Origin of the sequence: Tychonema sp. LEGE 06208 (assembly GCF_015207505.1) — a bacterium.
Taxonomy (GTDB): domain Bacteria; phylum Cyanobacteriota; class Cyanobacteriia; order Cyanobacteriales; family Microcoleaceae; genus Microcoleus.
In genome coordinates, this window is sequence record NZ_JADEWT010000155.1 from 1 (window position 1) to 13,019 (window position 13,019).

Annotated in this window: 13 protein-coding genes and 1 pseudogene; 9 read left to right on the plus strand and 5 right to left on the minus strand. The window is 45.9% G+C overall.

Going from position 1 to position 13,019, the window contains the following annotated elements; all coding sequences use genetic code 11:
- Positions 1-235: 235 nt before the first annotated feature.
- From IQ263_RS25950 to IQ263_RS25975, 5 genes and pseudogenes are all read left to right on the plus strand, one after another.
- Positions 236-346, plus strand: a pseudogene (locus IQ263_RS25950) (IS1 family transposase); the annotation flags it as partial.
- 360 nt (positions 347-706) lie between these two features.
- A complete protein-coding gene (locus IQ263_RS25955) occupies positions 707-1,117 on the plus strand; it encodes an SDR family oxidoreductase (RefSeq protein WP_228050373.1) in 411 nt (136 codons plus the stop codon).
- A 204-nt stretch (positions 1,118-1,321) separates the two neighbouring features.
- A complete protein-coding gene (locus tag IQ263_RS25960) occupies positions 1,322-1,480 on the plus strand; it encodes a hypothetical protein (RefSeq protein WP_194070972.1) in 159 nt (52 codons plus the stop codon).
- A 329-nt stretch (positions 1,481-1,809) separates the two neighbouring features.
- Positions 1,810-4,584 (plus strand): DUF3536 domain-containing protein, encoded by a 2,775-nt coding sequence (locus IQ263_RS25970; RefSeq protein ID WP_194070973.1) that lies wholly within the window; start codon positions 1,810-1,812, stop codon positions 4,582-4,584.
- 283 nt (positions 4,585-4,867) lie between these two features.
- The gene (locus IQ263_RS25975; protein WP_194010886.1) at positions 4,868-5,101 is read left to right on the plus strand and encodes a ferredoxin-thioredoxin reductase variable chain; all 234 of its coding nucleotides are present in this window, start codon (positions 4,868-4,870) and stop codon (positions 5,099-5,101) included.
- A 258-nt stretch (positions 5,102-5,359) separates the two neighbouring features.
- Here the strand turns inward: IQ263_RS25975 and IQ263_RS25980 are convergent, their stop codons facing one another.
- The 4 genes from IQ263_RS25980 to IQ263_RS25995 form a co-directional block, all read right to left on the minus strand.
- On the minus strand, positions 5,360-5,593 hold the full coding sequence (locus IQ263_RS25980; RefSeq protein WP_194010887.1) for a hypothetical protein: 234 nt from the start codon (positions 5,591-5,593) through the stop codon (positions 5,360-5,362).
- A 378-nt stretch (positions 5,594-5,971) separates the two neighbouring features.
- Complete coding sequence (locus tag IQ263_RS25985) at positions 5,972-6,766, minus strand: YdcF family protein (RefSeq protein WP_194070974.1); 795 nt, start codon at positions 6,764-6,766, stop codon at positions 5,972-5,974.
- A gap of 142 nt (positions 6,767-6,908) precedes the next feature.
- Positions 6,909-7,235: a hypothetical protein gene (locus IQ263_RS25990; RefSeq protein ID WP_194070975.1), complete on the minus strand. Its 327-nt coding sequence runs from the start codon at positions 7,233-7,235 to the stop codon at positions 6,909-6,911.
- Positions 7,236-7,322: 87 nt separating this feature from the next.
- Positions 7,323-8,882, minus strand: a complete 1,560-nt coding sequence (locus tag IQ263_RS25995) for a bifunctional aminoglycoside phosphotransferase/ATP-binding protein (protein WP_194070976.1) — start codon at positions 8,880-8,882, stop codon at positions 7,323-7,325.
- Between the two features lie 191 nt (positions 8,883-9,073).
- Between IQ263_RS25995 and IQ263_RS26000 the strand changes: the two genes are divergently transcribed.
- The 4 genes from IQ263_RS26000 to IQ263_RS26015 all read left to right on the plus strand — a co-directional run bounded on the left by IQ263_RS26000 (position 9,074) and on the right by IQ263_RS26015 (position 11,653).
- Positions 9,074-10,090: an adenosine kinase gene (locus IQ263_RS26000; protein ID WP_194070977.1), complete on the plus strand. Its 1,017-nt coding sequence runs from the start codon at positions 9,074-9,076 to the stop codon at positions 10,088-10,090.
- Between the two features lie 145 nt (positions 10,091-10,235).
- Positions 10,236-10,889, plus strand: coding sequence for a Uma2 family endonuclease (locus tag IQ263_RS26005; protein ID WP_194070978.1), 654 nt, complete (start codon positions 10,236-10,238; stop codon positions 10,887-10,889).
- A gap of 115 nt (positions 10,890-11,004) precedes the next feature.
- The gene (locus IQ263_RS26010; RefSeq protein ID WP_194061872.1) at positions 11,005-11,325 is read left to right on the plus strand and encodes a DUF433 domain-containing protein; all 321 of its coding nucleotides are present in this window, start codon (positions 11,005-11,007) and stop codon (positions 11,323-11,325) included.
- Positions 11,318-11,653 carry a DUF5615 family PIN-like protein gene (locus IQ263_RS26015; RefSeq protein WP_194070979.1) on the plus strand — a complete coding sequence of 112 codons (336 nt, stop codon included), beginning with the start codon at positions 11,318-11,320 and terminating at the stop codon, positions 11,651-11,653. The genes IQ263_RS26010 and IQ263_RS26015 overlap by 8 nt, the downstream gene beginning before the upstream one ends.
- Positions 11,654-11,995: 342 nt before the next feature.
- Here IQ263_RS26015 and IQ263_RS26020 read toward each other — a convergent pair.
- The coding region (locus IQ263_RS26020; RefSeq protein ID WP_304941038.1) for a calcium-binding protein at positions 11,996-13,019 on the minus strand (1,024 nt) is incomplete at its 5' end.

Consider the following 13,019-nt stretch of genomic DNA (forward strand, 5'->3'; position numbering starts at 1 on the left):
AATATTGTCAGGAAATAGTTGTTGAATTAATGAAAATAAGACCTAATAAATTGCCATTTTTTCAGAAGGGTATGAGAGCTATGTCCTTGATTGAGTCTATGTTTTAACGGGGTTGTCACCCCGTCAGATATTTGTCATTAATTTGTTCATGATTTATTTTGTGGACACAATTTTTATCAACACTTAATTAATATTAAAGCACAACAAGTACAGAGGAGCCAATACTTTGCGCTAACGTGTTTGTCGGATCGCAAGAAAAACTATTTCATTTTCTAAAAAGTTAGAAAACCCTATTGGTGCTATTTGGTATTTTATCCATCATTACAACTATGTTTTGAGCCAATAAGTATCTACTCACTACATATTTATTACTACCCAAAAATTAAGGCTATTTGCCGAATGTCTGGATGCTTATGCTCCTTTAATACTTGTTGAAGAGTTTCCCTTGTCTCGGAGCTCAAGAAGTTTTTAAGAGGCATTGACTTTTGCCAACTGTGGTTATACTGTATTATACAATATGCGTTTTAAATGCACAACAGCTTACAGTACTGTCGCCAATATTATTGTAATGCCAGTAGTACCCGATGTTCTAAGCTCAGTTTAGGCAGACGACCTGGTTTCCGTTTCTTAAGTTGCTGTTGTTATTGAACAGACATCATTTCTGCAAAAGTTGTAGATCCAACGCCACACAATCTGTTGAATGCTTATGGCTTTAAGCTTTGTACTTGTTCGTAAGTCATCATTTTTTGCTCTCAATCACCTTACTATTTCGCTAATTGAGGGCTTTTGCAATAAGTCTAAAGAAATTGCTCCCAATGCAAAGTTGCAAGGCGTTGCTGCCGATTTGCGAACTGCAAGCGGAGTAGGCGAATTATTCGATCGACTTCCAGAGGTAGACATTTTGGTCAATAATCTGGGAATTTATGGATCGAAAGCATTTGAGGGGATTGATGATGATGTATGGATAAATTTTCTGCAAATCAACGTCATCAGCGGAGTGGGACTTTCTAGAAAGTATTTGCGATTAATGCTGATTAAGAATTGGGGATCGATTATTTTCATTTCCAGCGAATCTGCAGTCAAGATTCCAGTAGAAATGATTCACTACGGAAGCTAGGGATTGTTATTCTGCCGGGGCCGAAGCCGATCTGGTACAATTTGAAGGGTTTTGCATCCAGGGTATTTCAGAAGTCTGCATCAAGTCGAGGCGAGATTTGAAAATTTCAATGCACGCGATCGCATCAAGGCTATCTGTTGACTTCGATAAGTTACTGGTGGCGGGTGAACAGGAACATTTCACCAATAAACTCAATCAACCATTTTGCTACAGACACAGTACAGCAATCCGGTGCAGCACATCCCCCAGCCAAAGCGTTCCCTGGTGAAGAGTTTCGCCATTAGATTAAATTTACCCGCACAATTGCCATCCCTGGCTCGATCGCCAAAGATAAAATTTTTCCGGGAAAAACTTGCTATTTAATGAATAAAACTTTAAAATCCAGCAATGTAAATCAAAATCTCAACAAGCAGCCCCTGCAAGCACAAACCCGAAATGAGTGGAAAGTGCCAAAAAGCTGGAAAAATTACCTTTTTTAACTCTTTCAACAGCAAAGCACAGACAGAAAAACCCAGGGATCGACGCTCTGCATCTTGGAACGAATGCTTTGCTCGCAATACTACAAATGTATCAAATAATTGTCTGCCCAAACTCAGCCGCAACTGATGCCTAGCCCAAACGCCTGCTGCGTAAGGTTTCAGTTACTAATGAGGCTGATTTTATTGTCATTAACTACTTGAGGATTCGATCGCATGGTTTCGATTTCTACAACTCAGTCCGACGCGAGCCCGGTGTCTGCGCCAGGGGTAACGCCCCCAACCCAAAGCAGCACGGCGACAGCAACAGGAGTGTGCGTGACGGTTCACGGTCACTTTTACCAACCGCCCCGAGAAAACCCTTACCTGGATGCGATCGAACGCCAAGCCAGCGCCGAACCCTCCCACGACTGGAACGAACGCATCGATCGCGAGTGCTACCGCCCCAACGCCTTTGCGCGCATACTCAACGACCGAGGAGAAGTCGCCGGGATAGTCAACAACTACGAATATCTCAGCTTCAACATCGGCCCGACGTTGATGAGTTGGCTGGAACGCTACGATCCGGAAGTTTACCAGCGGATTCTGGAAGCCGATCGCAAAAGCTGTCAGCGCCTGTCCGGTCACGGTAACGCGATCGCCCAAGTGTACAATCACATCATCATGCCACTGGCGAACGAGCGAGACAAATATACCCAAATTCGCTGGGGAATCGCAGATTTTCGATCCAGATTCGATCGCGATCCCGAAGGAATGTGGCTCGCCGAAACCGCCGTAGACTACGCCACCCTCGAAGTTTTAGTGGCCCAAGGCATCCGCTTCATTGTCTTAGCCCCCTCCCAAGCCGAACGCTGCCGCCCGCTAATCGGACCAAACCAAGCAGCAGGGGCAGAAACTGATGGCGAATGGCACGAAGTAGGCGGCGGTCAAATCGATCCGACTCGCCCCTACCGCTGCTATTTAAAGCCGGAAATACGGTTGATGGCTGACCTCCAACTTTCGCCGCTGAGCTCTCACTCCTTGGGCCGCAGAGACGGCCAGCCTTCGGCAGCCCCAACTGCTAATACTCCCTACATTGATATCTTTTTCTACGACGGCCCGATCTCGCGGGATATGGGCTTCAATGACGTTCTCAGCAGCAGCCACCACTTGGCGGGGCGCTTGGGTCAAGCAGTGCGGGGAGACCACCGACCGGCCCAATTAATCTCCGTGGCGACGGACGGCGAAACTTTCGGCCACCACAAAAACAGTACCGAAAAATGCCTCGCCTACGCCTTCACAGAAGAGTTTCCCCGCCGCGGCTGGACGGTGACGAATTTTGCTCATTATTTAAGTCAAAATCCGAGCGATTGGGAAGTGGAACTCAAACCGGTGACGGCCTGGAGTTGCTCTCACGGGGTCGATCGCTGGCAAGATGATTGTGGCTGCGGTGGCGGCGGTGGGTGGCATCTCCTGTGGCGCCGTCCTTTGCGAGATACTTTGAATTGGCTGCGCGATCGACTAATTCCGATTTACGAAGAAGCGGGACGCAAGCTGTTGCGCGATCCCTGGCAGGCCAGAGATGAATATATTGATGTGATTCGCGATCGATCGCCGGCGAATGTTGATAGTTTCCTCGAACGCCATCAAGTTCGCCCCCTTGACGCAGCCGAACAGGTAGACGCCCTGCGGTTGCTGGAAATGCAGCGCCACACTTTGTTAATGTTTACTAGCTGCGGCTGGTTTTTTGAAGAAGTCTCTCGCCCCGAAGGCGTGCAAATTTTGCGCTACGCGGCCCGGGCGCTGGAATTGGCGGGGGAAGTTACGGGCGTACAGCTAGAAAAGGATTTTATCGATCGGCTGGCCCTGATTCCTAGCAACGTTGACTGTTTCAAAACAGGGGCGGAAGTTTACCGCCAACAGGTAACAACTGCCCAAATTAGTCTCAGACAAGTAGCCGCCCACTACGCCATTAGTTCTCTGTTTGCCAAATATCCCCGCCAACAGCGAGTTTACTGCTATCAGGCCCAGCAAGAAGATTTTCAAATTCAGCGCATGGGCTCGATGACTCTGGCTGTGGGTCAATTGCAGTTAACCTCGGAAATTACGCGGGAAACAGAGGTTTTTGTGTTTGCTGCGTTCCACCTCGGCGGCTGGGACTTCCACTGCTGCATTCAGCCTTTTGGCAGCCGCCGGTCTTACACGATGCTGAAAGACCGGTTGTTTGGAGTTCTGCAAGAAGCTTCGGCGGCCCACGCGATTCTGGAAATGGTTCGGTTGTTTGGGGATCAGTCGTTTAGCTTGCGGGATTTGTTCGCTGAGGAACGCCACCGGATCGTGCAGTTGCTGAGTCAGGAAAATTTGACTCGCTTGGATCAGCTTTACACTCAGGTTTACCGGGAAAATTACGGGGTGATGATGGCTTTCCACCGCGACGAGTTGCCGGTGCCGGTAGAGTTGCAGGTTGCTGCTGAGGTGGCTTTGGGACACCGCTGTTTGACGGCGGCGAAGGCTTTGGAACTGGAAAGCGAGGATGCGGAGTCGCTGTTGGCGGAAATTGAGGCGATCGCCACTGAAGCCGGCCACCTCCGCTGTCGGTTGAAGGTTCCCGAAGTTAAGGAAATTTTGGAAAAGCTGATTTGGCGCACTCTTGACGCGCTGCTGCAAGCAGGATCGGCTGTGGATGAACGATCGCCTGTCAAGTTGGAAGCTGATATCCTCCACATTGAGCGTTTGATTGCTGTGGGCGATCGGCTGAGTCTGGGTTTGTGTTTGGACAAATCGCAAGAACTGTATTTCGATTCTCTCTACAGTCAAATAGTGCCTCTGTGTTTGGGCTGCCTGCAACGGCGAGCTGCGGCACAGGAGGAAAATAAGGTGGATGTCGTTGCCTTGGGTATCGCCCGTTCTGACGGCGGCTGGGAGCTGTCTTCGATCCGGCAGTTGCTGGAGTTGGGTCAAACTCTGGCCGTTGATGTTGAGTGTTGGTTGAACCAATTAATACCATTTTAGATTTGAGATTGGGGCATTGCAGATTGAAGAATTGGCAACGATCCCCGCCAACAATGGTATTAAATGCCGATCGGGCGACAGGGCTTTAATCCAGAGTCGATCGGCACTGAAGCCGTCCTCGGTTCGCGACTGGCGATCGAAGTACCCACAGACAACCGCTAACTTTATTTAAGTTTTCGCTCTAGTTGTGTGGGAAGATAAAAAGACTGTACCCAAACCGTACAGGTGTTCTGCACTTGCACGGTTTGTAGAGTTTTGTAGAGAGAACACTAATTTTAAATCTATGAAAGTTGGCGATCGCGTTTGCGTTAAAAACTCTGTTGTTGTCTACCACCACCCTCAAAATCGCAGTCAACCATTTGAGATTAAGGGTATGGAAGGAGAAGTCGTGGCGATCGTTCACGAATGGCACGGCAGACCAGTCAGTGCCAATTGGCCTGTTTTAGTTCAGTTTGACAAAAAATTTCGAGCTCACTTCAAAGAAGATGAAGTCGAATTGATATCTTCGGAAGTCTAGCACTCTCAAAAACAGCGCCGGAGCCCAAAGGCAATCTCATACCATTTTAGATTTTAGATTTTAAATTTTAGATTGGGAATGACTGATGAGATCAGGGTTTGGAGATTTTCTAAAGCTGCATTGCTGTTGGCAACTAATATCCAATCCGATGATATAACCATAAGAGAATTTGTAGTGAAGACTTCTGTTGTTTCTCTGGCTTTTAGTCAGTCGGCAGGACTAAAGTCCTTACTGCAAACCCTCTTTTTTGTTGCATTCTTAATTTTGCGATCGTCGGCGACAGAACCAACCGAAAATGTTAAAATCTCCCTGCATTTTCTGGAATTCCTGCTGATGCTGCTTGGCTGTAGCGTAGTACCACTGACAGTGACGTTCGAGTTCTTCGCGGTACTTAATTTCGGCGTAAAACTCGCGAACAATTTGCTTCTGTTGGAAAATTTCGGCTGCTGGGGTCGATTCTGGGACAACGTTTTGCAACTCGTGGGGCAACATGATTGTTTGGGGGCGACTGTGGCAAATATTGGCTGTAATGACTTTAAGCTAACACAATAAATCAGAGAATTGTGAGATTTTAGATTTTATACCAATTATTCAAACTCATCTAATAGTCCCAAACAATCTTAAAATTATCTGCGTTGCATCTGTGTTGCATCTGTGTTGCATCTCCCTCAATCGGCGGTTTTTCTATCAATTAAATTATCAATTGCATTAGTTTAAATTATTCAAGCTAAAATCAAAAATTTCAGATCTAATATCAAATCCTCTCTTCATCCGAATGATTCAGATATATATTCTCGGACTCTGTGTACTCTGTGTTCTAGCGCCGGTTAAATCACCTGACGATGCAAGCGGAAACGATATAAAATTCTGTTAAAGCCATCCGCGCAGGCGATAAACAATTAAGCCGATGTATTCTTTCAAAGCTTTATTAGACTGATTTAGATAATAGGTATCTGGCAATAAATCCAGTGCGACTGCTTGCCAGCTATTTTGAGATTCTGCGATATTCTGCTGCGTTATCTGAAAGTCTGTTGGTGCTGCAATTACTTTTATTCCCAGACGCTGAAAAATTAAGAGCGATCGAGTCATGTGCATCGCCGATGTCACTAGCAAAACCGACCCTTTTATGCCTTTATTATCTAAGATTTGCCGCACATTGACGGCATTTTGATAAGTATTGTGCGAATCGGGATCTTGCAGAATTGCTGATGCTGGTACGCCCATTGTTTGAGCAATTTCTGCCATGTCTGCCGATTCTGGAGAACCCCCGCCTTTCCAATCTACTCTACCGCCGCTGAGCACTAACAGGGGAGCTTTGCCTTGACGGTAAAGTCGGGAAGCGTAAATAATACGATCGCCCGCTTCCCCCAATTCTACCCAAGGGCGGGGAGGTAAAGCTGCTTTGACACCGCCGCCCAAGACGATTATCGCGGATGCTTGGGGGAGTTCGGCGGTTGGTATATTTTGCCATTCGAGCGATCGAACTAAGGATTTTGAAACCCAACCGCTACTTCCGAGCAGTAAAATAATTAGTGCCCCAGCCATTAGCGGTGCTGCCCATTTGGGACGCTTCCAAAGCGCGATTAAAGCCGCCATCATCAACAAGCAACTCAACCCCAAAGGATAAATAAACAGCGGCAGCAACTTAGACAAAAATACAAACATTCAACAAATAATTAAAAGCCCTTCATAGTCTGTCTTTGGATCGAGCGTGAAAAATGTTAATTCATACTCAACTTTAGCAACGCCGAATTTTGAACGCTTTAACTTAAATCTCAAAACTCAATACTAAAAACTTTTTTATGTGCTAGCGGCGATCTTCTGTTTTCGACAGCCAATCAAACAGTGAAGTAGCTTCGCGCCGGGAGCTTTTGATATATCTATTGCCGCCCGTTTCCACTACTTCTTTATTGAGTATAGCGTCCGAGGTTTTATCCTTAGAACCTGTATTGGGGTTGAGTAGTAATTCGTTGTGCCACCAAGCGACTGTTAAACCTGCTGCTACCCCGCCGAGGACACCAAGGCCGAGACTCACCGGCAGGGTACATCCGACTAAGCGAAACCCAACGGTAAATAACACAAACCATATCAGCGCGGGGCTAAACCCCTTGGAGTCTCCGGTAAATTTTGGCATGAGCTGCAAGTTGTGTTTGTAATAGTACAGAAAGATATTGACAATATTAGCAGATAGGTAAGATTGGTAAGGGCGATCGCGCTGCAACTACTCCCCACAAATCAAGTTTAATTGTACCTCTAAGTCTTGCGCGGTATCTATAATATTTACAGAAATTTGCTCAAATTCTGTAAAAGCTTCTGCTTCTGCTTGCTGCGAGCTCAATAGTTCTGCTGTCGCGTCGGCAATATCGCCCCGGCGCTGTTGCAGCCGTTCTCGCAATACAGCAATTGGTGCGGTGCAGTAAATGATTTGCCAGGACAAGCCGTGGGATTGAGCCAGATTAATCGCATCGGTTCTCAATTTTTGGCGATCGAACTTAGCATCTAAAATCACATTCCAACCTCGTTCGGCCAGAATTATCCCCAACTCTAACAATCTACCATAAGTCTGCGCCGTCATTTCATCCGAATACAAATCTTGCCCGCCGCGTTCATTTAAAGAAATTCCGCCTAAATGTTTGCGAACAGCATCGGAACGAATCTGAATTGCACCTGTGCGGGCTGCCAAATATCGAGCCACCGTACTCTTCCCAGAACCCGACAAACCAGACATCAAAGTTAACTTTCCCCGGCGCGGTTTTGTGTATTCCCAAGCCTGTTTATAGTAATGAGCGGCTGTCTGTAAAATCTGTGCTTTTTCATCAGTTGAAACCGAGGCATCGTCCAACATTAACGAAGTGACTTTTGCTCTGACATAAGCTTGACGGCTCAAATACAGCGGCAGAACTTGCAGTCCTTCCCAATCGCCAGTTTGTTCGATGTAAGTATTGAGAAAAACATTGCCTAAATCTCTGCGCCCCCGCGATTCCAAATCCATGACTGTAAAAGCAATATCGTACATAACATCAACAAAGCGAAAAGGCTCGTTAAATTCAATGCAGTCGAATAGCAATATTTTATCTTGCCACAATGTTATATTCCGCAAGTGCAAATCTCCGTGACACTCGCGAATTTTATTGTTGGCAATTCGGCGCTCGAATAATTCTGGATTTTTCGCAAAAAACGCATCAGTATAATCTTTAGTCTCTTGATATTGAGTCTGAGTCTGCGGCCCGCCGATATATTTTTGGGAAATCAGATAGTTGTTATCTATTGCTGTGCGAATCTGACTGACTTCGCCAAATGTGCGAATGTAGCTATTAGTAATTGCCGTGCTGTGAAATTTGGCAACTTCCCGCCCTAACTCTGCCATAAGTTGTTCGGTTAACTGTCCGCGCTCCAACAAACTGAGAAACAGCGAATCTTGAGGAAATTCCCGCATTTTCAGCGCGTATTCTACAGCCACTTCTGCCGGAGTTATCTCCGCTGAATCGCTCATAAATTCAAACAAATCGCCCCTTTGAACAATTGACAAAACTTCGAGATAAATTTCCGGTGCTGTGCGCCGGTTCATCAGCAATTCTTGGGTGCAAAAATGCTGCCTTTTCTCTAAAGTGGAATAGTCCATAAAGCCAAAGTTGACTGGCTTTTTGATTTTGTAAGTATAATCTCCGGTTAGCAAAACAAAGGAAGCATGAGTCTGAATTAGCTGCACCGGTTCTGTGACACTGTGCGGGTAAAACCCCGGCTGCAACATTTGCTGAATCAGAGGTGGGAGGTAAGACATATCGATTTTAAATTTTAGATTTTAGATTGTGGATTTTAGATCTTAGATTTTAGATTGTGGATTAGAAATTTGTGATTTGTGGATTGTGGGTTTAATTTTTTGGATTTATGATTTTTAATTTTGAATTTTGGATGTTGAATTTTATCCGATTTATTATAGAGTTGATAGTTAGTGTAAACCAAAAAGTAACAATGACAGAAAATAATCAAAATTCCGGTTCTGTGGATGTGTTTGGCGTGGGCAATGCCCTTGTAGACATCTTAGCATTGGTGGAAGATGAATTTGTACTCGATCGCGGGCTGAATCGCGGCGGGATGACGCTGATGGATTCGGCAACGCAGGGGGGGATTTTGCACGATTTGGAGCATACTTCGCTACAAATGCGATCGGGGGGTTCTGCGGCAAATACGATGATTGGTTTGGCTCAGAGCGGCGGTAAAGGCTATTATTCTGGGAAGGTTGCTAAGGATACTAACGGCGAATTTTACCGGCAAGATTTGCTGGAGGCGGGGATTGATTTTAATGTGCATCCTGCTGCTGAGTCGAGCGGGCCTACGGGTACTTGTGTCGTGTTGACTACGCCGGATGCGGAACGCACTCTGTGTACGAATTTGGGGGTTTCTACTACTCTGGCGGCGACTGATATTGATGTCGATCGACTGGCTCACTGCAAGTACAGTTATGTTGAGGGTTATCTTTGGGATGCTCCAGAACCGAGAAAGGCTAGTATTGAGACGATGGAACAGTCTAAGCGTCTGGGCGTGAAGGTGGCTTTTACTTTTTCGGATGGCTTTTTGGTCGATCGCTTTGCTGATGATTTTCACAAGGTGGTTTCGGAATATTGCGATGTAATTTTTTGCAATGCTGATGAAGTTCGGAGCTTTTTTAAGGAGGAATCTTTAGAAGAATGCGCCCGGAAAATGAGCCAGATTTCGGATTTGGCTTTTATCACGAATGGGGATAAGGGCTGCATGGTGGTGGAAAATAAACAGATTGTGGATGTGGCTGGATTTCCCGTAAAGGCGATCGATACTGTGGGTGCTGGAGATGCTTTTGCGGGCGGTGTTTTGTTTGGACTTACTAATGGTTTAAGTTCTGCAAAAGCGGCTCGTTGGGGCAATTATTTGGCTTCTATGGTGGTGCAGATTCATGGCCCTCGTCTTGAAGGTTCTCAGGCTCATTTGCTGAATCAGGTGATTTCTGGTTAGTAATTGAAAGGGGCGATCGCACTTTTTGTCGTTAAGGGCGATCGTTCTTTTTAGCAACCGCAGAGGTCGGCAGATGAACGGGGATGAACGCAGATGTTAGAAGATTATGCTAAAATCAATCAAAATTTAACTAATCGTACCTCCTATGGTAACAACCACATTGACTCCTCCTCAGCAAAGTAGCGAGGAAAAATTAATTACTTTGACAGGCATTAAATGGCAAACATTTAAAGCGATAATGTCTGATGTCGGCGACGGTAGAGCGTGGAGAATTGCTTATGCTGAAGGAGTTTTAGAAATCAGAATGCCATTACCTAAACATGAAAGACCTAAAGTCATGCTCGAACTATTTATTGGAGCTTTAGCAGATGAATTAGAAATTGAAGCTATGAGCCTCGGTGCGTTGACTCTGGAACGGGAAGATTTAGCTCGTGCTATTGAACCGGATACTTGTTTTTACATTCAAAATGAATCTTTAGTTAGAGATAAAGATGAAATTAATTTACCTGCAGATCCGCCACCGGATTTAGTAGTAGAATCAGACTACACGAGTTCTTCTTTGAATAAGTTTTCAATCTATGCTGCTCTGGGCGTGCCTGAAATTTGGAGATATCGCAACCAATGTCTTGTAGTGTATCAATTGGTTGAGGGGAATTACGAAGAGAGGGAGAACAGTTTGGCTTTTCCGTTTTTGCCGATCGCAGAAATTCCGGGTTTGATAGAGCAAAGTAAAAGTATTGGACAAAGGGCGGCGGTGCGTTTGTTTCGGGAAAGAGTTAGGGAAATATTGGCGCAGTGATGGTGGTTATTTCTTAACCGCAGGTGAATGCGGATGGATGAAAGGGCACACTTCGTCTGTTTTTGCTAAAATTAAATATCTCTAAATATTATCAATTAGGAGCCTTTGACGCTTTATGTCTAAGCAATCAGTCATCACAAAGTATATTGAAATTACACCGGGAGTGCTTGGTGGTAAACCACGCATTGCAGGTCATCGAATTTCTGTAGCACATATCGCCCAAATGTATCTTAATATGGGAGAGTCGATCGAAGAAATCGCTAGGGACTATAATTTGTCGCCGGCTTCGGTTCATGCAGCGATGACTTACTATTACGATAATCGAGGAGAAATTGACCGCCGCACTGCTGAATCAGATGCTTTTGTTGAAGAGTTGAAGCGTCAGAGCCCACCTTCTCGTTTGCAGGAAAAGCTGAGGGAAATTAGAGGTGAGTGAACGCATCCGCTTTCATTTAGATGAGAATGTTAAATCGGCTGTGGCGCGAGAGTTGCGTAGACGATTAATTGATGTTACAACCACTATTGAGGCGGGATTGCTTGCTCAGACTGATGAATCGCAGTTAGCATTTATCTGCGAACAAAAGCGGGTGATTATGACTCACGATGATGATTTTTTAACGATTGCTAGTCTTAGCAGCGAGCATCCAGGTATTGCTTATTGTCAGCAAGGGACTCGTTCGATCGGACAAATCATTGAAGCTCTGGTTTTGATTTATGAAGTGTACACGCCTGACGAAATGGTTGGGCGTGTTGAGTTTTTGTGAGAAATGGCAAAGGGCGATCGCCCTTTTTAGCAATCGCAGATAAACGGAATGGATGGGGATAGATAAAACGCGATTTATCTGTATTATGACTTACGCATAGGGCCCAGAAACCGGGTTTTTGCGAAAACAATTCGCCGAAGCCCAAAGATTCGGTAAAAACCCGGTTTCTTAGTCGGAGCGCACAAGTCCTGCAATACTTATTCTTATGTTGGCTAGTTGTTGAATAGACATCATACCGTTATGGGTCCGACCACCAATTACCCATGTAGGATAGCTAGAAACCCCAGCCCTGGCTGCCGAACCCAATTGCACAGATGCCTCGATCCAGTCCGTGCGATCGATCTAGGCTTTGAAGAAAACGCTAGCATTCAGGGCATCTTGAGCTACCCCAGAGACTATACCCAAATAATTATCACCCGCTTTGATAGCCGTAGAAGCCACAGGTGTTGCGCCGTCAAGTTGCAAATTCACACGCTCAAAAGTGAGAGCAGAAAATGTTAATCCTTCCATCAAACCAATTGAATCTCCAGGGCGGAAGTCCGTAATCACATCTGTTTGATTAATCGGAGTTGAATCTTCATCTACGGCGAAGAAGAAAGCATCATTGCCATCACCGCCTGTGAGAATGTCTGGGCCGCGATCGCCTATGAGTATATCGTTGCCCGCACCGCCATTGAGAGTATCATTTCCCTTACCGCCCCGCATAACATCATTGCCATCTCCTCCTATTAGGCTGTCATTGTCGTTATTGCCGCTGAGAAAGTCGTTACCAGCACCGCCATCAATGCTATCGGAGCCTTTTCCGCCCAACAAAATGTCGTTTCCACCCAGTCCGTTAAGGGTATCAGCACCTTGATTGCCACTGAAGGTTTCATCGTTATTCGTACCTGTTAAAGAGTCATTGCCGGATAGGGCTACAATTCCTTTACCCATCGCCTCTGGCGGTATAACAGTATCAGCATTGTCTGTGAAGAAGTAAAATCCAGGCCCGCTAAGATTTTGTGGCAGTCCCGTCGGTTCGCCGCCGTCTGTGGCATTGGGTTTGGGTGAAAAGATGGATACTAACGGTGCAGGAGTTGGGGTTGGAGTTGGAGTTGTTGGAGTCGGAGTTGTTGGAGTCGGAGTCGGAGTCGGAGTTGTTGGAGTTGGAGTTGGAGTCGGAGTTGTTGGAGTTGTTGGAGTTGGAGTCGGAGTTGTTGGAGTTGGAGTTGTTGGAGTTGGAGTTGGAGTCGGAGTTGTTGGAGTCGGAGTTGTTGGAGTTGGAGTTGGAGTCGGAGTTGTTGGAGTTGGAGTTGTTGGAGTCGGAGTCGGAGTTGTTGGAGTTGGAGTTGGAGTCGGAGTTGTTGGAGTCGGAGTTGTTGGAGTC